Here is a 23,071-nt window from a genome sequence, read left to right as displayed (position 1 = left end):
CGCGATAGCGGTGTGTCAGTCGATGAATATGAACTTGATAGACCGCTATCGCGAGCAGGCTCACTCCTACAGGTTTCTCTTCGTTCAACCGGGCCTTTTTTTATGCGCATCAAAGTCCACTGCCAGAACCGCATCGGCATCCTGCGCGACATTCTCAATCTGCTGGTGGCGTACGGGATCAATGTTGCCCGCGGTGAGGTGGGTGGTGAGCATGGCAATGCGATCTATCTGCACTGTCCGAACCTGATCAACATCCAGTTCCAGGCGCTGCGGCCGAAGTTCGAGGCGATTGGTGGAGTGTTCGGGGTCAAGCGTGTCGGCCTGATGCCCAGCGAACGCCGGCATATGGAATTGAATGCGTTGCTCGGCGCGCTGGAGTTTCCGGTGTTGTCGATCGACATGGGCGGCTCGATCGTTGCGGCCAACCGCGCGGCAGCGCAATTGCTCGGGGTGCGCGTCGATGAAGTGCCGGGGATTCCGCTGTCGCGTTATGCCGAGGATTTCGACCTGCCGGAACTGGTGCGCGCCAACAAGTCGCGGATCAACGGCATGCGGGTCAAGGTCAAGGGCGACATCTTTCTCGCCGACATCGCGCCGCTGCAATCGGAGCACGACGACAGCGAGGCCATGGCCGGCGCGGTGCTGACCCTGCACCGCGCCGATCGCGTCGGCGAGCGTATCTACAATGTACGCAAACAGGAACTGCGGGGCTTCGACAGTATCTTCCAGAGCTCGAAAGTCATGGCCGCCGTGGTCCGCGAAGCGCGACGCATGGCGCCGCTGGATGCGCCGCTATTAATAGAAGGCGAAACCGGCACCGGCAAGGAACTGCTCGCGCGCGCCTGCCACCTCGCGAGTCCGCGTGGGCAGTCGCCTTTGATGGCGCTCAACTGCGCCGGGTTACCGGAGTCGATGGCCGAGACCGAACTGTTCGGCTACGGCCCAGGCGCCTTCGAAGGTGCGCGGGCCGAAGGCAAGCTCGGCCTGCTGGAGTTGACCGCTGGCGGCACGCTGTTTCTCGATGGCGTTGGCGAGATGAGCCCGCGTTTGCAGGTCAAGCTGTTGCGCTTTCTCCAGGACGGTTGCTTCCGCCGTGTCGGCAGCGATGAAGAGGTCTATCTCGACGTGCGGGTAATCTGCGCGACGCAGGTGGATTTGTCCGAACTGTGCGCGCGCGGCGAGTTTCGCCAGGATCTCTACCACCGCTTGAATGTGCTGTCGCTGCACATCCCGCCGCTGCGCGAGTGCCTCGACGGTTTGACACCGCTGGTCGAGCACTTCCTCGATCAGGCCAGTCGGCAGATCGGCTGCCCGCTGCCGAAACTCGCCCCGGCGGCGATGGAACGGCTCAGCCATTACCACTGGCCGGGCAACGTGCGGCAACTGGAGAACGTGCTGTTCCAGGCGGTTTCGTTGTGCGACGGCGGTAAGGTCAAGGCCGAACATATCCGCCTGCCGGATTACGGCGTGCGTCAGCCGCTTGGCGATTTTTCCCTCGACGGAAATCTCGACGAGATCGTCGGGCGCTTCGAGAGAGCGGTACTGGAGCGGTTGTATTCCGAGCACCCGAGCAGTCGACAACTGGGCAAGCGGCTGGGTGTTTCGCACACCACGATTGCCAACAAGCTGCGTGAATATGAGGTGGGCAAAGACGCGGCCGAATAACCTTGTGGCGAGGGAGCTTGCTCCCGCTGGGTTGCGCAGCAGCCCCAAATCCATTCAGCCGGGTGAGTCAGGCACACCGCACTCACCGGGTTTACGACTGCTTCGCAGCCGAGCGGGAGCAAGCTCACTCGCCACAGGGACTGATTTCACTCGTAATCAGGGATTGCCGCGAAGCGGCATGACACCGCCGGTTTTTCGTCTTCTGCACATTTCAAATTCCCCCTCCATCCCCCTCAAGTCCCTTGTTTACCGGGCCTTCGTCCGCCAATAAAAAGTTGGTCTGCAAATTGCTTATGGCTGAGCAGTACAGCGGTGGGCGGCAAACGTCCGGCATGCAGAGGAAACACAGTGGACAAGTACCTTTATGTGGCAATGACCGGCGCCAGCCAGAACGCACTGGCGCAGCGGGCGCATGCCAACAACCTGGCGAACATCTCCACCAACGGCTTTCAGCGCGACCTTGAGCAGGCGCGGTCGATGCCGGTGTTTGGTGACAGCTTTCCGGCGCGCGCGTTTGCCATGAGCGAGCGTCCCGCCACCGATTTCACCCCGGGCTCGCTGGTGCAGACCGGTCGTGAACTCGACGTCGCGGTATCCGGCAACGGTTTCATCGCCGTGCAGAACCCCGGTGGCGGTGAAAGCTACGTGCGCACCGGCAGCCTGAACATCGACGCCCTCGGCGTGCTGCGCGCCGGCAACGGCATGCCGGTAATCGGTAACGGCGGCCCGATCGCTGTGCCGCCCGAGCAGCAGGTCGAAGTCGGTGAAGACGGCACCATCAGCATCCGCGCCATGGGTGAAGGCCCGCGCGTGATGGCCGAAGTCGACCGCATCAAGCTGGTCAACCCGGACATCAAGAACATGAACAAAGGTCTCGACGGTTCGATTTACACCAAGGACGGCCAGCCGGCGCAAGCCGACGCCAACGTCAAACTGGTCTCGGGTTTCCTCGAGTCGAGCAACGTCAATGCCGTGGAGGAAATGACCTCGGTGCTGGCCCTGGCCAAGCAGTTCGAGTTGCACGTCAAGATGATGAACACCGCCAAAGACGACGACCAGGCCATGGCTCGGGTCTTGCAGATCAGCTAATTATCAGAACGTCGCGCCGTAAAACAGGCGCACGAGGAGAATCGAATGCTTCCGGCTCTATGGGTTGCCAAAACCGGTCTGTCCGCCCAGGACACCAACCTGACCACCATTTCCAACAACCTGGCGAACGTTTCGACCACGGGTTTCAAACGTGACCGTGCCGAGTTCCAGGACCTGCTGTACCAGATCAAGCGTCAGCCAGGTGCTCAGTCGACCCAGGACAGCGAACTGCCGTCGGGTCTGCAAGTGGGTACCGGTGTGCGCATTGTCGGCACCCAGAAGAACTTCACCGCCGGCAGCCTGCAAACCACCGAGCAGCCGCTGGACATGGCCATCGACGGTCGCGGTTTCTTCCAGATCCTGCAGCCGGATGGCACCACGTCCTACACCCGTGACGGTACGTTCCACCTCGACTCCAATGGCCAGATCGTCAACGCCAGCGGTTTCGCTCTGGAGCCGGCGATCATCATCCCGAACGATGCGCAGACCTTCACCGTCGGCCGTGACGGCACCGTGTCGATCACCATCGCCGGCAACCCGGCTTCGCAAGTGATCGGCAACCTGCAGACCGCCGACTTCATCAACCCGGCCGGCCTGCAAGCCGTGGGCAACAACCTGTTCCTCGAAACCGCTGCTTCCGGCGCACCGCAAATCGGCACTCCGGGCCTGAACGGTTTCGGTACCACGCTGCAGAACACCCTGGAAACCTCGAACGTCAGCACCGTTGAAGAGATGGTCAACATGATCACCACTCAGCGCGCCTACGAGATGAACTCCAAGGTGATCTCCACCGCCGACCAGATGCTCTCGTTCGTAACGCAGAATCTGTAATCCAGTCTATGGGGCGGCCTGAGGTCGCCAGCAACACCGTGAGGTAGGGTCATGAAGCGCTTTGTATCTGTTCTGGCATTGGGTGGGGTCGTCTCGCTCGCGGGCTGCGTCGCTCCGGCGCCCAAGCCCAATGACCCTTACTACGCCCCGGTGTTGCCGCGCACACCGTTGCCGGCGGCCGCCAATAACGGCTCGATCTATCAGGCCGGCTTCGAGCAGAACCTGTACAGCGACCGCAAGGCGTTCCGGGTCGGTGACATCATCACCATCACCCTCAACGAGCGTACCCAGGCGAGCAAGAACGCCAACTCGCAGATGGACAAGAACAGCGACAACAAGATCGGTCTGACCTCGTTGTTCGGCTCCAGCCTGACGACCAACAACCCGATCGGTGGCAACGACCTGAGCCTCAACGCCGGCTACAGCGCTGACCGTTCGACCAAGGGCGACGCCAAGTCCGGGCAGAGCAACAGCCTGACCGGCTCGATCACCGTGACCGTGGCCGACGTGCTGCCCAACGGCATCATCGCCGTGCGTGGCGAGAAGTGGCTGACGCTCAACACCGGTGACGAACTGGTGCGCATCGCCGGCATGGTCCGCGCCGATGACATCGCGACCGACAACACCGTGTCGTCGACCCGCGTCGCCGATGCACGCATCACCTACTCGGGTACCGGCGCGTTTGCCGATACGAGTCAGCCAGGCTGGTTCGACCGTTTCTTCCTCAGCCCGCTGTTCCCTTTCTAGGTGGCTACGTTGAATCTGAAAAGCCTTATGGTGGCCGCATTATTGATGTCTGCGGCTTTCACCGCACACGCCGAGCGGCTGAAAGACATCGCCAGCATTTCCGGCGTGCGCTCCAACCAGTTGATCGGTTACGGCCTGGTGGTCGGGCTTAACGGCACCGGTGACCAGACGACGCAGACTCCGTTCACCCTGCAGACCTTCAACAACATGCTCTCGCAGTTCGGCATCAAGGTACCGCCGGGATCGGGCAACGTGCAGTTGAAGAACGTCGCGGCGGTGTCGGTGAGTGCCGATCTGCCGGCGTTTGCCAAACCGGGTCAGCAGGTCGATATCACCGTGTCCTCGATCGGTAACTCCAAGAGCCTGCGTGGCGGCACCTTGTTGCTGACCCCGCTCAAGGGTATCGACGGCAACGTCTATGCGATTGCTCAGGGCAACCTCGTGGTCGGCGGTTTCGATGCCGAAGGTCGCGACGGTTCGAAGATCACCGTCAACGTTCCGTCGGCCGGTCGCATCCCTGGCGGTGCGTCGGTGGAACGTGCGGTGCCGAGCGGTTTCAACCAGGGCAACAGCCTGACGCTGAACCTCAACCGCTCCGACTTCACCACCGCCAAGCGCATCGTCGACAAGGTCAACGACATGCTCGGCCCTGGCGTCGCCCAAGCCATCGACGGCGGTTCGGTGCGCGTGACTGCGCCGCTGGATCCGAGCCAGCGTGTCGACTACCTGTCGATCCTGGAAAACCTCGAAATCGATCCGGGTCAGGCGGTGGCGAAAGTCATCATCAACTCGCGCACCGGCACCATCGTCATCGGCCAGAACGTGAAAGTGTCGCCAGCCGCCGTGACCCACGGCAGCCTGACGGTGACCATCACCGAAGACCCGATCGTCAGCCAGCCGGGCCCGCTGTCCAACGGCCAGACCGCCGTCGTGCCGCGCTCGCGGGTGAATGCTGAACAGGAAGCCAAACCGATGTTCAAGTTCGGCCCGGGCACCACCCTCGACGAGATCGTCCGTGCGGTGAACCAGGTCGGCGCGGCGCCGGGTGACTTGATGGCGATTCTTGAAGCTCTGAAACAGGCCGGCGCATTGCAAGCCGACCTGATCGTGATCTGAGGCCGACCACCATGGATATGCGCAAAAGCGGTCTGGTCAGCAGCAGCGATTCGGGTTCCTACTCGGACCTCAATCGTCTGAACCAGCTCAAGGTCGGCGACAAGAACAGCGACGAAAACATGCGCAAGGTGGCGCAGGAGTTCGAGTCGCTGTTCCTTGGCGAAATGCTCAAGTCGATGCGTTCGGCCACCGAAGCGCTCGGCCAGGACAACCCGCTCAACACGCCAGCGGCCAAGCAGTACCAGGAAATGTACGACCAGCAACTGGCGGTTTCCATGTCCCGCGAGGGCGGTGGTATCGGCCTGGCTGACGTGCTGATCCGGCAGATGTCGAAGAACAAACCGATGGCGCCGGGCGAGGCTGCGGCTGCGTCCGCCGCCAAGCAACAGGAAGCGCTGGCCAAGGCCGCCGCCGTGCCGACACCGATTGCCGCCGGCACCGTCGCCACCGGTCCACTGTCCCGCGTCAACGGCGAGCGTCCGTTGTGGGCATCGCGCTCGGTGCATGCGCCGAATACCGATATTTCCCATCGCAACGACATGGCGCTGATCAATCAGCGGCGTCTGGCGCTGCCGCCGAAACTGGCCGATCGCTTGCTCGCGGGCCTGGTACCGTCGGCGCCGAGCGCTGCCACTGCGACCACCACGACGGCCGCGACCAACGCCTTGCCGCAACGTGCTGCGACCACCGCCATCAGCGGTTCCGGCGCGTTGTACAACGGCGACTGGCTGGCCCGTGCCGAAGAACAGAAAGCCGCCGGCGGGCAGATGCAGGTCTACGGCCGCGCCATGGCGCAGATTCCGCTGGCACCGGCGAAGAAGGCCTTCAGTTCGGCCGACGAATTCGTCAACACCATGCTGCCGATGGCCAAGGAAGCCGCCGACCGCATCGGCGTCGATCCGCGTTATCTGGTGGCGCAAGCGGCACTGGAAACCGGCTGGGGCAAATCGGTCATGCGCGCCCAGGACGGCAGCAGCAGCCACAACCTGTTCGGCATCAAGGCGAGCAGCAACTGGAAGGGCGATTCGGCCCGCGCGATCACCAGCGAGTTCCGCAATGGCGCGATGGTCAAGGAGACCGCGGAGTTCCGTTCCTATGCCTCGTACAAGGACAGCTTCCACGATCTGGTGACGTTGCTGCAGAGCAACAATCGCTATCAAGAAGTGCTGAAGTCTGCCGATAACCCAGAACAGTTTGTACGCGAGTTGCAGAAGGCCGGTTACGCCACCGACCCGAACTACGCGACGAAGATTTCGCAAATTGCCAAGCAGATGAACAGTTTTGAAAACTACGCTGCGGCGGGTGTCTCCACCACGCCTTTATAAGGCACCAGGTAATAAGGTCTGAACCATGAGTTTGCTCAATATCGGGATGTCGGGACTGTCGGCCAGCCAGTCCTCTCTGGCTACGACAGGCAACAACATTGCCAACGTCGACACCGCCGGTTATTCACGTCAGCAAACCGTGCAGGGCACCAAGTCCTCGCAGCAGTACGGCAGCGTTTTCATCGGCACGGGCACGACCCTGGCCGACGTGCGTCGGGTGTACAACTCGTACCTGGAGTCGCAGCTGCACACCGCGACTTCCCTGGACAGCGAATCGGCCGCGTTCCTCAAGCAGGCGACGCCGCTGGATTCCATTCTGTCGGACACCAACACCGGCCTGACCGGTGTGCTGCAGAAATTCTTCACCTCGATGCAGGGCGTATCGACGTCGGCCACCGATGACACTTCGCGTCAGTCGGTGTTGACCGGTGCGCAGGCGCTGACCAGCCGCTTCAATACCCTGGCCAAACAGCTCAACGATCAGAACACCACGATCAACGGCAGCCTCGGCGACATGACCGCCCAGGTGAACAAACTCGCCACGGCGATCGCCAATCTCAACCAGAAGATCGGCGAAATCTCCACCAGTGGCGGGGCGCCGAACGACCTGCTCGACAGCCGTAACGAAGCGGTGCGTCAGCTGTCCGAGCTGACCGGTGCCCAGGTCGTCGAGCGCGGCACCAGCTTCGACATTTATGTCGGCAGCGGTCAGCCACTGGTCATCGGCAACACCACCAACAGCCTGAGCATGGTCGCGAGCAAGACCGACCCGTCGCGCATGGCGATCCAGATGGATCGCGGTTCGAGCACCATCGACATCACCTCGGTGATCAGCGGTGGCGAAATCGGTGGCTTGCTGACCTATCGCAAGGAAGTCCTCGACCCGTCGCTCAACGAGCTCGGTCGCGTGGCCCTGGTGATTGCCGATCAGATCAACAGCCAGCAAGCCCAGGGCATCGACAAGAACGGTGACTTCGGCGCGGCGATTTTCAACAACATCAACAGTGCCGCACTGATCAGTCAGCGCAGCATTGCGAAGGATGGCAACAGCGCCGGTTCGGGCAACCTCGATGTGACCATCAAGGACACCGGCAAGCTGACCACCAGCGATTATCAGGTGACCTTCACCAGCGCCACCGATTACACCGTCAAGCGTTCCGACGGCACCGATCTGGGCGCATTCAGCACCACGACCAATCCGCCGCCAGTGATCGACGGTTTTACCCTGGCCTTGAATGGCGGCGCGCTGAGCGCGGGTGACTCGTTCAAGATCACGCCGACCCGCAACGCGGCGGCGAGCATTCAGACCGTGCTCAGCGATCCGAAGAAAATCGCTGCGGCAGGTCCCTTGACCGGCGTCGCCAGCGCCAACGGCCTGGGCAATTACACCCAGCCGACGCTCAGCGACAAGATCGACATCTACAACCCGACCGCCCAGGCTGACATGCAGGCGGCGTTGAAGAACTCGACACCGGTCAAACTGGTGTTCGGCGCAGCCAGCGGTGGCAGCCAATCGTACAATTTGGTCGACGCCAAGGGCGCGACCATCGGCACCGGCACCATCGTGCCTGGCCAGTCGAACACGCTGAACCTGAAAGTCGGCATCGTCGATGCCAGCGGCAACCCGGTGATGGACACTACCGTCACGCCGAACGTACAGAAGACCTTCACCGTGCAGACCACCGTGGGCGGCACGCCGAAATCCGGCGAGACCTTCACCATGAACCTGACCGGCGCGGCGTCTTCGGACAACCGCAACGCCCAGGCACTGGTCGCGTTGCAAACCAAACAGACCGTGGACACCGGTTCGGCGAGCAAGGGCATCAGCCTGACCGACGCCTACAACACCCTGGTGACCAACGTCGGTACCAAGACCGCCCAAGGCAAATCCGACAGCGCCGCGACCACGGCGATTCTGGAGAACGCCAAGGGTGCCCGCGATTCGCTGTCCGGGGTCAACCTGGATGAAGAAACCGGCAACCTGGTCAAGTACCAGCAGTACTACACAGCGTCTTCGCAGATCATCAAAGCTGCGCAGGAAACTTTCGCCACGCTGATCAACAGCCTTTAAGGAGTCGTAATTCATGCGCATTTCCACCGCCCAGTATTACGGAACGCAAGCTTCGGATTATCAGCGTAACTTCAACAAGGCCGTCGCCACCGCGAGCGAGGCTAGCAGCCTGCAGCGCATCAACACCGCCGCCGATGACCCGATCGGCGCCGGACGTCTGCTGCAGCTGGGTCAGCAGGCAGCGATGCTGGATCAGTACAAGACCAACGTCGATACCACCAAAAGCGCGTTGAATGTGCAGGAGTCCACGCTGGACTCGATCACCACGGCGTTGGCCCGTGCCAAGGAACTCGCGCTGGCCGCGAACAACGGCACGATCACCGACAAGGATCGCCAGGCTTACGCCTCGGAGATGGGCGAGATCCAGCAACAAGTGCTGGGCCTGATGAACGCCAAGGACGCCAATGGTAATTACCTGTTCTCCGGTTCGAAAACCGATACCGCGCCTTACTCGAAGAATTCTGACGGCACATTCACCTACAACGGCGACCAGACCACCATCAATCTGGGCATCGGCGACGGCATGACCGTGGGCACCAATACCACCGGTTGGGACGCGTTCCAGCAGACCATCAACACCGGCCGCACCAACACCAAAATGACTGCGCCAGCCGTCGATGACGGCCGTGTCGTGCTGTCCAACGGCACCGTCGGCACTGTTGCCACCTACGATGCCAAGTTCACTGCCGGGCAGCCGTACACCGTCGATTTCGTCAGCAGCACCCAGCTGAAGATCACCGATGCCTTGGGCAACGACGTGACCGCCGAGGCCAGCCAGAATGGCCTGATCAGCAACAGCAGCGGCGCCAACCAGACTGTCAGCTTCCGTGGCGTAGACCTCAAGCTGAACGTCAACCTGAAGGCCGGCGATACCAATCCGGACGCGGTTATCGCAGGGCACAGCTTCCAGCTGTCGGCCTCGCCGGACTCGTTCACCACCACGCGCAATCCGGGTAACCCGTCGACCAGCGTGATCACTGGTTCGACCATCACCGATCAGGCGGCCTATAACGCAGCGTTCCCGCAGGGCGGCGCGGTGCTCAAGTTCACCAGTGCCACCGATTTCGATCTGTATGCCGCGCCGGTGACGGCCGACAGCAAGCCGGTTTCCTCGGGCACGGTAGTGGGCGGTAACGCGACGGCTGCCGGTGTGACTTTCGCCCTGGGCAACACGCCGGCAACGGGTGATCAGTTCTCGATCCAGCCAAACAATCACCAGACCCAGAACGTGCTCGACACCCTGGGCCAGATGATCTCCGCGCTGAACACGCCGGTCGATGGCGATCCGGTTGCCAAGCAGAAGTTGCAGGGCGCGATGGAGGCAGGCCTCGGCAACATCGACGCCGCCGCCAATCAGATCGGCACCGCAGTCACCACCATTGGTGCGCGCGGCCAGGCGCTGGACATGCAGGCCATCACCAACGACAGCCTGACCACGGCGAACAGCACGACCCAGGGTTCGATTCGTGATTCCGATCCGGCTGAAGTCATGACCCGTCTGACGCTGCAACAGACCATGCTGCAAGCCGCGCAACTGGCGTTCAGCAAGATCAGTCAGTTGGGTTTGTTCAATAAGATCTGATGGTTGGCGGGCGCGTGAGCGCCCGCTAACGTTGTCCCTCTGTTAATGATTTTTTGCGGTATCAAGGGCTCGTTTTTCCGAGCGGGCTCGTACCGCCTGTGAGCCCGCCGTGAATTCACTTCCTCTCGTCAGCATCGCTATTCCTGCCTTCAATCCGCGCTTCTTCGAGCGGACGCTGAGCAGCGCCGTCAGTCAGACTTACGGCCATCTGGATATCGTCGTGTGCGATGACAGCTGTGGCGACCAGATCGAGTCCATCGTCAACGCGGTCGTGGAGCAGACGGGCGTGATGGTGCGTTATGTGCGCAATCCTCAGACGCTCGGGCTGGTAGGCAATCTGAAGGTCTGCCTCGAGCAGGCGCGTGGCGAGTTCATCAAGTTTCTGTGTGACGATGACTTGCTTTATTCGGCCTGTATCGAACAGCAAGCCCATGAGCTGCAACGCGAAGAAGTCAGTCTGGTAATCGCGCAGCGGCTGTTGTGGGACGCCAACGACATCATTCTGCCGGGGCGTCTGGAAAACAGTTCGTTGTCGCCGGTCAGTGGGTTGCTCAAGGGGGACGATCTCCTGAGCATCTTCGAAAAATTTCCGGTCAACGTCCTCGGCGGCTTCAGCAGCGCGTTGTTCCGCCGTTCCGACGTTGCCGAGCTGTTGCCGGCCCTGACGGAAGAGGGCGCGTGCTTCGTCGCCACTCTGGATTTTGCCTTGTATGTCTGCCTGCTGCGGCGCGGCAACATGGTCACCTCCAACAATGTACTGAGCGCCGAGCGACTTTATCCTGAGCGTCTGAGTGCGCAGCAGGCGATGAAGGACGCGGCGGAAACCGAGCGCGAGTGGATTTCGCAAATGCTCAAGGTCCGCAGCGGTGAGTCGGCACCCGCACCAGGCTGGGTTCGCTTTGTGCGACTGACCAGGGCGGACGAGTCACCGCGCATTTGGGAAGAGTTGCCGCTGAGCCGTACCCTTGGCACCAAGCAGAGCCGTCAGGAGTTGGGCGTGGGTGTCGACAGCTTCAGTTTCGGCGAGCTCTATGCGCAGTGGCTGGCGTGTCGGGTGCTCACCGAGGCGCAGCGCAAATGGCTGCCAGAAACCCTCGCCGGCTGGCCGCATCAACCCCGAATCGTACCGATCATTATCGACGTGCAGGGCAGTCGCGATGCTCTGGAGCGCACCTTGGCCGCGCTCGCCGCCCAGGACTATCCGCCGGAACTGGTGCTGGTGTTGTCCGCGGCCTGTAGCGAAGCGCAGTTGCAGGAAAGGGTGTTCCATATGCCGTTGCAGGATGACGGTCTGGAACAGATCAACACGCTGCTGCCGCAACTCGAAGGCGCCGACTGGTTCTATCTGCTGCAACCGGGTGATTGCCCGGTGGCGCCGGCGTTGCTGGTGATGGCCGACCGCATTGCGCATTCGCGGTCGCTGACCTGCCTGTACAGCGACGAAGGCAGTCTGCGCGACGGCGAATCGGCGGAGCCGGCGTTCAAGCCGGATTTCAACCTCGACCTGATGCGCAGCTATCCGTACGTCGGCCGTGCACTGGCATTCCAGCGTGAACGCTTTCTGGCGCTCGGCGGTTTTGCTCCGGCGTTCGCCGAACTGGCACCCCACGATGTGCTCTGGCGGATGGTCGAAAGCGATGGCCTGCAAGTCGTCGGGCATATCGCCGAGGTGTTGCTGGAATCGAAATTCGACCTGTCGCAATGGCTCACTGAGCCGGGCGTCGTCGAACAGAGTCCGCGCATTCTCGAGGCGCATCTGCAGCGTCTGGGAATTGCTCACGACATCCGCCGCGGCAGCCGGGAACTGCTCAACCGTGTCGACTACCATCACCCACGGCGCCCCTTGGTTTCGGTGATCATCGTCACCCAGGATCAGACCGCAGCCTTGCAGCGTTGCGTCGAGACGTTGCTGGAAAAGACCGCTTACAGCGAGTACGAATTACTGCTGGTCGACAACGGCAGCGAAAGCGCCGAAGCGTTGGCCTGGCTGGATGGCATGGCGCAATTGGGTGGTGAGCGCATTCGCGTGCTGAGGTATCGGCAAAAGGGCAATGCTGCTGCCGTGCACAATTTTGCCGTGCAACTGGCGCGCGGTGAGTACGTGCTGATGCTCAATGCCTTCGCTGTGATCACCCAGGCTGACTGGCTCGATGAATTGCTCAATCATGGGCAACGACCGGAAGTCGGTGTGGTCGGTGCCAAGCTGTTCAACCCGGACGGCGGTATATTGCACGCCGGCCTGATTCTCGGATTGAACGGGCCGGTCGGGCTGCCGTTCTATGGCCAGCCGATGCAGTCGGAAGGTTACATGTACCGCTTACAGGCAGTGCATGACCTGAGTGCCGTGGGCGGTGATTGCCTGATGATTCGAAAGTCGGTGTTCGACGCCGCTGGTGGCCTGGATGAGCAGGATCTCAAACAAACGCTGAATGTCGCAGACTTGTGTCTGCGCGTCGGCCGCGACGGTTATCTGGTGGTGATGAATCCGCACGCCGTGCTGGCCGTTGGCGCACGGCCAAGTGCGGCGACCACCCCGCAAGAGGAAGCGCAGCACGCCGAGGAAAAAGACACGTTTTATCAGCGCTGGTTGCCACTGGTTGCCCGTGACCCGGCTTACAATGTCAACCTAACGTTGCAGGGTGTGGGCGCCACCAATTTCAGTCTGGAACCGGGTCTGCGCACCGGCTGGAACGCTTTCTCCACGGCCCTGCTGCCTAACGTGCTCGCGGTGCCGATCAACGCTTCTGCCATCGGCCACTACCGGATCAGCCAGCCGATGATCGAGCTGGAAGCAGCCAATCGGGTAGAAGGGCGCATCTGCTATGGCTTGCCGTCGATCATCGATATCGAACGGCAGTCACCCGATGTGATCGTTCTGCAGGGGCGTTACTCGGAGCACACCATCGATGAAATCCCGCCGCTGAAAAAGTTTTTCAACGCGCGACGGATCTTCGAACTCGACGATTATGTCATCGACGTTCCCCATCGCAACGCACACATCCGCAATATGCCGGGCAAGGTGGACATGGAGCGCATGGTGCGCCGGGCGATCGGCCTGTGTGATCGCGTGGTGGTCTCGACTGCGCCGCTGGCCAACGCATTGGCGGACATGCACCAGGACATTCGTGTGGTGCCGAACATGCTGGCCAAGGATTTGTGGGGGCACCTGCGCAGCCAGCGTCGCACCTCGAAAAAACCGCGCGTCGGCTGGGGCGGCGGCACCAGTCACCATGGTGACCTGGCGGTGATCGCCGACGTAGTGCGGGAATTGGCCAACGAGGTGGACTGGGTGTTCTTCGGTATGTGCCCGGATGATTTGCTGCCGTACATGCATGAGTTTCATGGCGTTATTGCGCTGGATGTCTATCCGGCAAAACTGGCCAGTCTGAATCTGGACCTGGCGTTGGCGCCGTTGGAGTTCCACATCTTCAACGACTGCAAAAGCAACCTGAGGCTGCTCGAGTACGGCGCCTGCGGGTTTCCGGTGGTCTGTACCGATACCGAGGCTTATCGCGGCTACCTGCCGTGTACGCGGGTCAAGACAAACACGACCGATGAATGGCTACAGGCTATCCGCATGCATTTGGCTGACCCGGATGCCAGTTATCGCATGGGCGATGAATTGCGTGAGGTGGTGCTGCGCGACTATGTCTTGCGGGGGGATAACTTGCGGCATTGGGAATATGGGTGGTTGGCGGATTGATTGGAATGCAGTCGTGACCATGCGAACAGGCGCCTTTGACAAAAGCCGCCTGTTTTTTCTAGCTTGTTATTTACGCTTCTCTCGAAAGAATTTCTGTTCACGGCTAAAGCTTTAATCATTTGCTGTCGGTATTTACCTAATCGTCTGTCTTCAACGTTCGCTGCAATGACCTGTGATCACCACACGAACCTGTACCGATTCACAACAAGGCAAGGAAGAAAAATTGGCGGTCATAAACGGAACAAACGGCGCGGATACGCTGGTGGGTACTGCCATGTCATTGCAAAGGACGAGGGTGGGCGATGACCTGATCCTTAATGACTCCGGCAGAACCGATCAGGGAGTCAAGCTGCAGGACTGGTTCGCAGGCCAAAACACTATCGAGTAATTCGAGGCGGCCAACGGCGATGTTCTGCCAATCAATGATGGGTTCAGTATGTTTGGCTAGTTTTCCGACTCGTCTGAGTAATTGAATGAAAGGGATGAATCCGCCAAAGGATTCATCCCTTTTTTTGCTCTACGGCCCATCCAATACGGAAGCCATCGAGCTGGCGCGTTTCCTGCAGGCTCCCCTCAAATCGCCATAAAACGAGCGCTCGCGGTCATTCCTCCTGCGCCCGGATCGGCAGAAGGTTTAGCGAGAAGGCCCGCAACGCTCAACAAAGCAGTGCGCAGCGCGGTGAACGTACGAGAGGGGAGACGATGAAGGCAGTTATTTTGGCGGGTGGCCTCGGCACGCGCATCAGTGAAGAGTCGCACCTCAAGCCCAAGCCGATGATCGAGATCGGCGGCAAGCCAATTCTCTGGCACATCATGAAGCAGTATTCCGCCCACGGGATCCACGACTTCGTCATCTGCCTGGGCTACAAGGGCTACGCAATCAAGGACTTCTTCGCCAATTATTTTCTGCACACCTCCGATGTCACTTTCAACATGCGTGAAAACCGCATGGACGTGCACCAGAACTACAGCGAGCCGTGGAGCGTGACCCTCATCGACACCGGCGAGGAGACCATGACCGGTGGACGCCTGTTGCGTGCCGGCCGTTACCTCAAGGATGAAGAGGCGTTCTGCTTCACCTACGGCGATGGCGTTTCCGATTTGAACATCCGTGAATTGGTCGATTACCACAAGGGCCATGGTCGTTTGGCTACCGTCACCGCCGTGCAGCCACCGGGGCGCTACGGTGCGCTTGAGCGTCAAGGCGATCAGGTCCTCGGCTTCACTGAAAAACCCCGTGGCGACGGCGGCTGGATCAATGGCGGCTTCTTCGTCCTGTCGCCGAAAGTCTTGCCCTACATCGCTGGCGATGAGACCACCTGGGAAGCCGAGCCATTGGCGCGTCTGGCCCGCGAGGAGCAATTGAAAGCGTTTGAACACGACGGCTTCTGGCAACCGATGGACACCCTGCGCGACAAGAACCATCTCGAAGCGCTGTGGCAAAGCGGGGAGGCCCCATGGAAGCAATGGGCCTGAATGCGGATTTCTGGCGTGGCAAACGCGTGCTGGTCACCGGACACACCGGTTTCAAGGGCAGTTGGCTGACCCTGTGGCTGCAAAGCCTCGGCGCGCAGGTCAGCGGTTTTTCGCTAGACCCATCGACCGAACCGAGCCTGTTCGAACTGGCGCGCGTACACGAAGGCATCAACGACCAGCGCGGCGATTTGCGTGACCTCGGTGCCTTGCTTGAGATCATCGCCGAGACCGAGCCGGAGATCGTTCTGCATCTGGCGGCGCAGCCCTTGGTGCGCGAGGGCTATCGCGATCCGCTCGGCACCTATTCCAGCAACGTCATGGGCACGCTGAATCTGCTCGAAGCGATCCGTCAGGTCGGCGGCGTGCGGGCATGCGTGCTGGTGACCACCGACAAGGTCTACGCCAACAAGGAATGGCTGTGGCCGTACCGCGAAGACGAAGCCCTCGGTGGCCACGATCCTTACAGCAGCAGCAAGGCCTGCTGCGAATTGCTCGCGCAGTCCTATGCCGCGTCGTTTTTCCCGGCGGACAAACATGCCGAACACGGTCTGGCCCTGGCTACCGCACGCGCCGGCAATGTGCTGGGCGGTGGTGATTTTGCACCGGAGCGACTGATCCCCGACGTACTGAAAGCCTGGACCGCCGACGAGCCGGTGACCCTGCGCTACCCGCAAGCCGTGCGCCCGTGGCAGCACGCGCTGGAGCCGCTGGCCGGATATCTGCAACTGGCTGCCGCGCTGTACGAATACGGCCCGGAATACGCCGGTGCGTGGAACTTCGGCCCCGGTGAGGCAGACATGTGCAGCGTCGGTGAAGTGGTTGAACTACTCGCCAATCGCTGGCCGCTGGCCCGTGGCTTGCGCATCGAACCGAGTGAACTGCACGAAGCCGGTCTGCTGCGTCTGGACAGCAGTCGCGCGCGGCAGGTGCTCGGCTGGCAGCCGCGCTGGTCGTTGCAGGCTTGCCTGGCGCAGACCCTCGATTGGCACTTGGCGTGGCAGAACGGCGATGACATGCGCGCCGTAACTCTGGGCCAATTGAATTTGTACCGAGGCGCGCTGTGAGCGAGTTTTCCCTGAAAGCGTTGCCGCTGGCCGGTCTGTTCTGCGTTCAGCACAAGCGCTTCGAAGATCAGCGCGGGCACTTTGCCCGGTTGTTCTGCGAGGGCAGCTTGAGTGCGTTTGGCAGCGCTTTCCACATCCGCCAGATCAACCATTCCTGCACTCGCGAGAAGGGCAGTGTGCGTGGCCTGCATTATCAGAATGCCGACGCCCCGGAAGCCAAACTGATCACGTGCCTGCGCGGTGAAGTCTGGGATGTCGCGGTGGATCTGCGTCCTGACTCGGAAACCTTTTTGCACTGGCACGCCGAGCACTTGAAGGCGGGCGATGGCCGCAGCCTGTTGATTCCGGCCGGTTTCGCTCATGGCTTTCAGACGCTCACCGACGACGCCGAATTGCTCTATCTGCACAGCGCCGATTACGCGCCGGAACACGAGGGCGGCTTGTCGGTAAACGATCCTCGACTGGCGATTGCCTGGCCGTTGCCTGTCAATAATTTGTCAGCGCGTGATTCCAGCCATCCCGCGCTCGATCAACACTTTGCTGGAGTGCGTCTATGAACTGCCGTGGGTGCGCCGCACCGCTGAGCCTGCCGCTGATCGACCTCGGAACTTCGCCGCCGTCCAACGCCTACGTGCATGCCGATCGCCTGGAGCAGGCCGAGCAATGGGTGCCGTTGAAGGTTGCCGTGTGCGAGCAATGCTGGCTGGTGCAGACCGAGGACTACACCAGTGCCGACAGCCTTTTCGACGCCGAATATGCCTATTTCAGCTCGTTCTCCAGCACTTGGCTGAATCACGCCGAGCGCTATGTCGCCGAGATGAGCGAGCGCTTCGGTCTCAGCGCCGACAGTCGCGTGGTCGAAGTCGCCGCCAACGATGGTTATCTGCTGCAATACGTCGCCGCGCGCGGCATCCCGTGCCTGGGTGTCGAGCCGACCCGCAGCACCGCGCAAGCGGCACGGGAAAAAGGCCTGGAAATTCGCGAGCTGTTCTTCGGCCGCGACACCGCCACGCAATTGCGCAGCGAAGGCTGGAGCGCTGACCTGATGGCGGCCAACAACGTGCTCGCCCATGTGCCGGACATCAACGATTTCCTCGCCGGCTTCGCGACGTTGCTCAAGCCGACCGGCGTCGCCACCTTCGAGTTTCCGCAACTGCTGACGCTGATGGCTGGCGCGCAGTTCGACACGTTGTATCACGAACACTATTCCTACCTGTCGCTGACCGCCGTGCAGACCTTGTGCGAGCGCAATGGCCTGGAAGTGTTCGACGTCAGCCAGTTGAGCACCCACGGCGGATCGCTTCGCGTATTCGTGCAACGCAAGGACGGCCAGCGTCGTGCTGTTCTTCCGGCAGTGCAGCAACAACTGCAGGCCGAACTTGCTGCCGGGGTGAAAACCGCCGAGTACTACGCGACCCTCGCGCCGGCTGCCGAACGCATCAAACATGACCTGCTGCGCTTCCTGTTGCAGGCCAAAGCCGACGGCAAACGTGTGGTCGGATACGGCGCGGCGGCCAAGGGCAATACCTTGCTCAATTACGCCGGCGTCAAAGCGGATCTGCTGGCCTGGGTGGCCGATGCCAATCCGCACAAGCAGGGCAAATTCTTGCCGGGCAGCCGCATTCCGATCGTGGCGCCGGCGCAGATCGAAATCGACAAACCGGACTACGTGCTGGTGCTGCCGTGGAACCTGCTGCAAGAAGTCAGTCAGCAACTGGCGCAGGTGCGTCAGTGGGACGGGCGCTTCGTCATCGCCGTGCCTGAGTTGAAAGTGCTGTGAAGGTTCTGGTTACCGGCGCTACCGGTTTTGTCGGTCGGCATCTGGTTGCTGCATTGCTTGAACGCGGCTGCGAAATTCGTGCGGTGGCGCGCAACGCAGAAACGGCGCGAAGCATGCCGTGGACCGATGACGTGGAGTTCGTCAGCGCGGATATTCACGCTGCTGATCTGAATGTCGTCGCGCTGACCGAAGGCATCGACGCACTCGTGCATCTGGCCTGGCCGGGGCTGCCGAACTATCGGGCGCTGTTTCATTTCGAGCACAACCTGATGGCCGATTACCGCTTTATCAAAAGTGCGGTCGAGGCGGGCGTGCAGCAGGTTCTGGTGACCGGTACCTGTTTCGAATACGGCATGCAAAGCGGCCCGCTCAGCGAGTCAACCGAGCCACGGCCGAGCAATCCTTACGGTCTGGCCAAGCACACGCTGCACCTGTTTTTGCAAAACCTGCAGCAGGAGCGGCCGTTCACTTTGCAGTGGGCGCGGTTGTTCTATCTGCATGGCGAAGGGCAGAACCCCAACAGCCTGTTGGCCGCGCTTGACCGGGCGATCGATAGCGGTGAGCCGACCTTCAACATGTCGGCCGGTGAGCAGTTGCGCGATTTTCTCGCAATTGAAACCGCTGCGAGTCATCTCGCCGCGATCCTCCATCAGCGCGACTTCGCTGGCGTAGTCAACTGCGCCAGCGGTCAACCGGTGTCGGTGCGTGCGTTGGTCGAACAGCGCTTGCGTGAGCGTGGCGCAGCGCTGGATTTGAACCTCGGCCATTACCCCTATCCGACCCATGAGCCCATGGCGTTCTGGGCTGTGGTGGAGCGGTTACAACAATTACTCGAGGCGCAGCGCAGCAACTGATGCGCCTGCCGCGAAGGCCTTTTGGCCATGTGCAAACCCAATGAATTTTCAGTGAGACCGGACAATGAGCGATAACCTGATCAAGACCTTCGAAGCAGAGTGCCAGGCTGAAGTGGTTGCCCAAGGCCAGAACCAGGAACTCAAGGCGTTGGCCCAGCAGTTTTATAACGAGTCGGCCAAGCACAAGTACACCTATCACTTCTCGTGGATGGGCCGACCGATCATTCAGTTGCCGCAAGACATGATGGCGATGCAGGAACTGATCTGGCGGATCAAACCGGACTTGGTCATCGAGTGCGGTATCGCCCACGGCGGTTCGATCATTTACTACGCTTCGTTGCTGGAGCTGCGGGGCCATGGCGAAGTGCTCGGCATTGATCGCGATATCCGCGCGCACAACCGTGAGGCCATCGAAAGCCATCCGATGATCAAGCGCATCAGCATGATCGAAGGTTCCAGCCTCGACCCGGCGGTGGTCGAGCAGGTTCGTCAGGCGGCTGCTGGCAAGAAAGTCATCGTGGTGCTCGACTCCAACCATACCCACGAACACGTCCTTGAAGAGTTGCGTCTCTACGCACCGTTGGTGTCGGTGGACAGCTATTGCGTGGTCATGGACACCGTCGTCGAGGACATGCCGGCCGATGCTTTCCCGGATCGTCCGTGGGGCCCTGGTGACAACCCGAAGACTGCGGTGTGGGCTTATCTCAAGGAAAACGCTGATTTCGAGATCGATCAGCAGATGCAGGACAAGTTGCTGATCACCGTTGCTTCGGACGGTTATCTGCGTCGGGTTCGTTGACAGTTTTTTCATTACAGCGTTTTCGCACGGTTTGATCGCGGCAGGAGAAGTTATGCAAGGCAAGTACGGTTCTGAAAACACGCTGCCATTGAGCGAGTTGCTGACAGTGGTACTGATCACCCACAACCGCCCGGCTTTTTTGCGCCGAGCGCTGCAGTACTACAGCAGCCTGCCTTGCAAGGTGCTGGTGCTGGACTCTTCCCCCGAGCGCCCGGAAGGTGATTTTTCGGCGGTCGATTATCAGCACTTGCCGCAATTTGCCTACTGGGGCATGCAGGCCAAACTGACTTACGGCGTTGCGCAGTTGACCACGCCGTACATGGTGTTTGCCGCCGACGACGACTTCATCCTGCATGAGTCGCTGGCCGAATCGGTCAGGTTCCTCGAAGCGAACCGTGACTACGGCCTGTGCCACGGTTACTGCCTGATGTACCTGGCGCTGGCGGGCAGCGTCAGCTACTACCGTCGCGACAAGAAGATCTGTGAAGACTACGCGTCCGAGCGCGCCGAGGATCGCGTCCTCGATTTCATGCATCAGTACGTACCGCCCTTTTACGGCGTGTGCCGTACTTCGATCATTCAGGACTGGTACGCCGCTTTGCCGGCGGGCACCAGTTTCCAGTGGCAGGAAATCGGCCATACCTATTATCTGCTGGCGAACGCCAAGGCGCGGATCCTGCCGATCCCGTACGTCGTACGCGAAATCAACGTCGGCTTCTCCGATCACAACACCGATGTCTACCACTCGCTGTCTTATACCGACGCCAAGTCGGTGGCCGAGCGGGAGGCCTTCGCCGAATTCCTCGCGTCCTTGCCGACCGCTATTACCGGCCTTGATCAGGCGCAGCGCAAGGCATTTGTCCTGAAAAGCTTCGAAGCCATGACCGACAGTCTGGTCTCCGGGCGGGCATTGACCAACGAGCTGATTTTCGAGTCGACCTGGAATCAGGTCACCAAAGAGCCAGAGCGAAAATTCGGCCCACGGCAATACGTCGAGATGCCGTTTTACAACCAGCACTTCTTCGACTTGCTCACCCAGTTCGAATTCCTCCTGCATGCGATGCCCGCCGGGCGTATTCAGCTTGAGAAGCTTGAAGGCGTCTGGGCCCGGCAGGAGTATCTGTTGCAGGCGCGAAATAACGACACTCCGGAAAGCGTCATCGACCGGCTGTGGCAAGCCCATGACAGCAACGCGTTCAACCGTCGCGTGGTCAAGCGTCTGGCCGAGCAACTGCAGTCGGCTGGCGAGGAAGCTCCAGCGCAGGAAATGCTTGAGTGGGGCGCGCGTCTTCAAGCCGTGTCGAACCTTGATCACTACCCGGTCTTTGGCAAGATGCGCTCGGGGCGTTTGCTCGATTGGCTGGCGGCGCGCAAGCCTGACGCCGAACAATCTGCTTCAATCGCTGCCCGTCTGGCCGCCAGCAACGGCGGACCGCAGTTCGGTATTTTCCTGCTTGACCTGGATGACAGCGTCGAGAAGCTGCAAATTACCCTCGACAGCCTCGTCGAAGGTGTCAGCAAAGCGTTCAAGATCGTGGTCTTCACCACTGGCGAACCGCAGACCGCGACCACCGCGCAAAACACCTTGCACTTTGTTCGGGTTACCCCGGGCAATCTCGTCGACAAGCTCAACCAGAGCGCTGCGCAGTCGCCTTGCGACTGGTTGCTGCTGGCGAACGTGGGCGACGAATTCCCACCGGCCGGCCTGGCGCGCGCCGGTCTGGAACTGATGGCGGCCAGCGGTGTGCGTGCAGTCGCCACCGATGAAATCCAGCGCAAGGAAAACGGAGCACTGGTCGACGTATTCCGCCCCGGTTTCAATCTTGATCTGCTGCACAGCGTGCCGTCGCTGATGGCGCGGCACTGGCTGATCCGCCGCGAAGTCCTGCTTGAAGCCGGCGGTTATCAGGCCGACTTCAGCAAGGCGCTGGAATTCGATCTGTTGCTGCGCATCATCGAACAGGGCGGCCTCGACGGCCTGGCGCATCTTGATGAGCCGCTGCTGATCACCGAGCAGGCGCCTCTGGAAGAAAACGCCCATGAGCGTCTGGCGCTGCTGCGTCACTTGGGCAATCGCGGTTACAAGGCCAAGGTCACCTCGGCGCTGCCGGGTACCTGGCAGATCGATTATCGCCATACCGAACAACCGCTGGTGTCGATCATTGTGCCGGTCATTGATGATCTGCCGGCACTGCGTCGCTGCCTCGAAGGCGTGCTGCTGCGCACCCGTTACAGCCGCTACGAAGTGCTGCTGGCCGCCAACGGCAATCAGTCGGCCGAGGTCAACGATTGGCTGGGCACGCTGCGCCACGCCAAGGTCAACGTACTGCGTGCCGATCAGCCGCTCGGCGAAATCGCGTTGTATAACGCCGCCAGCGAGCAGGCGCAGGGTGAATACCTGGTGCTGCTGGCCGCCGACAGCGAAGTGGTCAACCCGAACTGGATCGATTCGCTGCTCAACCATGCCCAGCGTCCGGAAGTCGGCGTCGTCGGCGCCAAACTCGTCGATCGTGATGGCAAGGTTGCCCAGGCCGGTCTGATTCTCGGCCTCAACGATGGCGTGGGTTCGCCCTTCATCGGCGAGAAACACAAGGCCGAGGGTTACATGCAGCGTCTGGCTGTCGAGCAGAATTACTCGGCGGTGTCCAAGGTGTGCCTGATGATTGGCAAGGACATGTTCAATGCCCTTGGCGGCCTGGACGAGGTGACCTTCGCTGCGGGCTATGCCGATGTCGATCTGTGCCTCAAGGCCGGTCAGGCCGGTTACCTCACCGTGTGGACGCCACTGGTGCAGGTGCTGCACACCGGCGAGCTGCCACAGGCGCCAGCGGCATTGGCGGCATTGCGTGAAAAATGGCCCGACGCCTTTGTCCAGGATCCGGCGTACAACGCCAACCTGGCCCTGAGTGGCAAAGGTTTCACTCTTGGCGAAAACGCCTCGATCAATTGGGCGCAGTTGCTCGCCTGAG

16 protein-coding genes are annotated in these 23,071 nt (G+C 60.9%); all 16 read left to right on the top strand.

Annotated elements, in window-relative coordinates; all coding sequences use genetic code 11:
• Window positions 1–102 precede the first annotated feature (102 nt).
• On the top strand, window positions 103–1,665 hold the full coding sequence (locus DCO47_RS08900; protein ID WP_116657935.1) for a sigma-54-dependent transcriptional regulator: 1,563 nt from the start codon (window positions 103–105) through the stop codon (window positions 1,663–1,665).
• 348 nt (window positions 1,666–2,013) lie between these two features.
• A complete protein-coding gene (locus DCO47_RS08895) occupies window positions 2,014–2,754 on the top strand; it encodes a flagellar basal body rod protein FlgF (protein WP_042607504.1) in 741 nt (246 codons plus the stop codon).
• A 45-nt stretch (window positions 2,755–2,799) separates the two neighbouring features.
• A complete protein-coding gene (gene flgG / locus DCO47_RS08890) occupies window positions 2,800–3,585 on the top strand; it encodes a flagellar basal-body rod protein FlgG (protein WP_016771111.1) in 786 nt (261 codons plus the stop codon).
• 51 nt (window positions 3,586–3,636) lie between these two features.
• Window positions 3,637–4,332, top strand: coding sequence for a flagellar basal body L-ring protein FlgH (gene flgH, locus DCO47_RS08885; RefSeq protein ID WP_042607505.1), 696 nt, complete (start codon window positions 3,637–3,639; stop codon window positions 4,330–4,332).
• A 27-nt stretch (window positions 4,333–4,359) separates the two neighbouring features.
• Window positions 4,360–5,448, top strand: coding sequence for a flagellar basal body P-ring protein FlgI (locus tag DCO47_RS08880; RefSeq protein WP_024012083.1), 1,089 nt, complete (start codon window positions 4,360–4,362; stop codon window positions 5,446–5,448).
• Window positions 5,449–5,459: 11 nt separating this feature from the next.
• Window positions 5,460–6,773 (top strand): flagellar assembly peptidoglycan hydrolase FlgJ, encoded by a 1,314-nt coding sequence (gene flgJ / locus DCO47_RS08875; RefSeq protein WP_042607506.1) that lies wholly within the window; start codon window positions 5,460–5,462, stop codon window positions 6,771–6,773.
• Between the two features lie 25 nt (window positions 6,774–6,798).
• The gene (gene flgK / locus DCO47_RS08870) at window positions 6,799–8,844 is read left to right on the top strand and encodes a flagellar hook-associated protein FlgK (RefSeq protein WP_042607507.1); all 2,046 of its coding nucleotides are present in this window, start codon (window positions 6,799–6,801) and stop codon (window positions 8,842–8,844) included.
• Window positions 8,845–8,857: 13 nt separating this feature from the next.
• Entirely contained in the window at window positions 8,858–10,426 is a 1,569-nt protein-coding gene (locus DCO47_RS08865; RefSeq protein ID WP_042607508.1) for a flagellar hook-associated protein 3, read from the top strand.
• 109 nt (window positions 10,427–10,535) lie between these two features.
• Window positions 10,536–14,129 (top strand): glycosyltransferase, encoded by a 3,594-nt coding sequence (locus DCO47_RS08860; RefSeq protein WP_116657934.1) that lies wholly within the window; start codon window positions 10,536–10,538, stop codon window positions 14,127–14,129.
• Between the two features lie 702 nt (window positions 14,130–14,831).
• The gene (gene rfbF, locus DCO47_RS08855) at window positions 14,832–15,605 is read left to right on the top strand and encodes a glucose-1-phosphate cytidylyltransferase (protein ID WP_064362095.1); all 774 of its coding nucleotides are present in this window, start codon (window positions 14,832–14,834) and stop codon (window positions 15,603–15,605) included.
• Window positions 15,587–16,669, top strand: coding sequence for a CDP-glucose 4,6-dehydratase (gene rfbG / locus DCO47_RS08850; RefSeq protein WP_042607511.1), 1,083 nt, complete (start codon window positions 15,587–15,589; stop codon window positions 16,667–16,669). Before rfbF ends, rfbG begins: the two co-directional genes overlap by 19 nt.
• Entirely contained in the window at window positions 16,666–17,226 is a 561-nt protein-coding gene (locus DCO47_RS08845; RefSeq protein ID WP_116657933.1) for a dTDP-4-dehydrorhamnose 3,5-epimerase family protein, read from the top strand. The genes rfbG and DCO47_RS08845 overlap by 4 nt, the downstream gene beginning before the upstream one ends.
• Window positions 17,223–18,449 (top strand): class I SAM-dependent methyltransferase, encoded by a 1,227-nt coding sequence (locus DCO47_RS08840; protein ID WP_116657932.1) that lies wholly within the window; start codon window positions 17,223–17,225, stop codon window positions 18,447–18,449. The genes DCO47_RS08845 and DCO47_RS08840 overlap by 4 nt, the downstream gene beginning before the upstream one ends.
• Window positions 18,446–19,303 carry an NAD(P)-dependent oxidoreductase gene (locus DCO47_RS08835; RefSeq protein WP_116657931.1) on the top strand — a complete coding sequence of 286 codons (858 nt, stop codon included), beginning with the start codon at window positions 18,446–18,448 and terminating at the stop codon, window positions 19,301–19,303. The genes DCO47_RS08840 and DCO47_RS08835 overlap by 4 nt, the downstream gene beginning before the upstream one ends.
• Before the next feature lie 64 nt (window positions 19,304–19,367).
• On the top strand, window positions 19,368–20,102 hold the full coding sequence (locus DCO47_RS08830) for a cephalosporin hydroxylase family protein (protein ID WP_116657930.1): 735 nt from the start codon (window positions 19,368–19,370) through the stop codon (window positions 20,100–20,102).
• Between the two features lie 52 nt (window positions 20,103–20,154).
• On the top strand, window positions 20,155–23,070 hold the full coding sequence (locus DCO47_RS08825) for a TIGR00180 family glycosyltransferase (protein WP_116657929.1): 2,916 nt from the start codon (window positions 20,155–20,157) through the stop codon (window positions 23,068–23,070).
• The last annotated feature ends 1 nt before the right edge of the window (window position 23,071 follow it).

The sequence above is a fragment of the Pseudomonas sp. NDM genome (assembly GCF_003105095.1).
Taxonomy (GTDB): domain Bacteria; phylum Pseudomonadota; class Gammaproteobacteria; order Pseudomonadales; family Pseudomonadaceae; genus Aquipseudomonas; species Aquipseudomonas moraviensis_A.
The sequence above is the reverse complement of the archived record's forward strand: the minus strand, read 5'-3'. Positions and strand labels throughout refer to the sequence as shown.